Here is a 1,502-nt window from a genome sequence, read left to right on the forward strand (position 1 = left end):
CGTCATGGGCGCCTCGGGCCACATCGCCGGCGTGATCAATCCGCCCGCGAAGAAAAAGCGCAGCCACTGGATCCGCGAGGACGGCAAGTTCCCCAAGACCCAGGCCGAATGGCTGGCTGGCGCCACCGAGCATCCCGGCAGCTGGTGGACCGACTGGGTCCAATGGCTCAAGGGCCATGCGGGCAAGCAGGTCCCGGCGCCCAAGGCCTACGGCAACGGCAAGGCCTACAAGGCCATCGAGCCGGCGCCGGGACGCTACGTCAAGGCCAGGGCCTGATCCCGGACACACACGCACGAGTTACCCGCACCGCTTCAATTCAAATCACTTCAACGGAGAACCTCATGGAAGACATCGTCATCGTTTCGGCCGCACGCACGGCGGTCGGCAAGTTCGGCGGCTCGCTCGCCGGCATTGCAGCCACCGAGCTGGGCGCCCTCGTGATCAAGGAAGTGATTGCGCGCGCCAATCTCACGGCCGACCAGGTCGGCGAAGCCATCATGGGCCAGGTGCTGGCCGCCGGTGCGGGGCAGAACCCCGCGCGCCAGGCATGGCTCAAGAGCGGCGGCGCCAAGGAGACGCCGGCGCTCACCATCAACGCCGTGTGCGGCTCGGGCCTGAAGGCCGTGATGCTCGCGGCGCAGGCCGTGGCCACGGGCGACAGCGAGATCGTGATTGCCGGCGGCCAGGAGAACATGAGCGCCGCGCCGCACGTGCTGCCCAATTCGCGCAACGGCCAGCGCATGGGCGACTGGAAGCTGGTCGACACCATGATCGTGGACGGGCTGTGGGACGTCTACAACCAGTACCACATGGGCATCACGGCCGAGAACGTGGCCAAGAAGTACGGCATCGACCGCTCCGCGCAGGACGAGCTCGCGCTCGGCAGCCAGACCAAGGCCGCGGCCGCGCAGGACGCCGGCAAGTTCAAGGACGAGATCGTGCCCGTGAGCATTGCGCAGAAGAAGGGCGATCCGATCGTCTTCGACAAGGACGAGTTCATCAATCGCAAGACCAGCGCCGAAGGCCTGGCGGGCCTGCGCCCCGCGTTCGACAAGGCCGGCGGCGTGACCGCGGGCAATGCCTCGGGCCTGAACGACGGCGCCGCCGCCGTGATGGTGATGACGGCCAAGAAGGCGGCCGCGCTCGGCCTCAAGCCGCTGGGCCGCATCGCGAGCTACGCCACGGCCGGCCTCGATCCGGCGATCATGGGCATGGGCCCGGTGCCCGCGTCGACCAAGGCGCTGCAGCGCGCCGGCTGGAAGGCCGCCGACCTCGACCTGCTCGAGATCAACGAGGCCTTCGCGGCGCAGGCCTGCGCGGTGAACAAGGAAATGGGCTGGGACGTGAACAAGGTCAACGTGAACGGCGGCGCCATTGCCATCGGCCACCCGATCGGCGCGTCCGGCTGCCGCATCCTGGTGACGCTGCTGCACGAGATGCAGCGCCAGAACGCGAAGAAGGGCATTGCGTCGCTGTGCATCGGCGGCGGCATGGGCGTGGC

The 1,502-nt window shown here is 68.4% G+C and carries 1 protein-coding gene and 1 pseudogene; both read left to right on the forward strand.

The window, feature by feature from the left end:
• Window positions 1–277, forward strand: a pseudogene (locus AC1DOC_RS33200) (class I poly(R)-hydroxyalkanoic acid synthase); the annotation flags it as partial.
• Window positions 278–342: 65 nt separating this feature from the next.
• Window positions 343–1,502: acetyl-CoA C-acetyltransferase (locus tag AC1DOC_RS33205; RefSeq protein WP_478131514.1), on the forward strand; the 1,160-nt coding region annotated here is incomplete at its 3' end.

It is taken from the genome of Variovorax sp. 01T439_2 (assembly GCF_056398445.1).